General features: G+C 73.6%; 1 protein-coding gene. It reads right to left on the reverse strand.

Going from position 1 to position 235, the window contains the following annotated elements; all coding sequences use genetic code 11:
* Nucleotides 1-192: hypothetical protein (locus H926_RS28895; protein ID WP_237741104.1), on the reverse strand; the 192-nt coding region annotated here is incomplete at its 3' end.
* Between the last annotated feature and the right edge of the window lie 43 nt (nt 193-235).

The following is a 235-nucleotide window of genomic DNA, read 5'->3' on the forward strand; positions in this document are numbered from 1 at the left end:
CGCGACATGGGCGAGCAGGCGCCAGCGCTGCAGGGCCGCGGGCGAGCGCCAGGCCGCATCGGGCAGGGCTGCGCGGTGGAGCAGCCCGATCAGCACGCCTTGTGCCTGGGCCGAATTGGTCAGGAACGTGCGCCGCAGCGCGGCCCGCTCGCCGGTGGACAGCAGTGGCATCTGCCCGCCGATGGAGGCCACCGGGTCTTTCTCGGCGGGCGGCGGCGCTTCATCAGGTTGCATC

Source organism: Novosphingobium sp. B-7, from assembly GCF_000410615.1.
Classification (GTDB): domain Bacteria; phylum Pseudomonadota; class Alphaproteobacteria; order Sphingomonadales; family Sphingomonadaceae; genus Novosphingobium; species Novosphingobium capsulatum.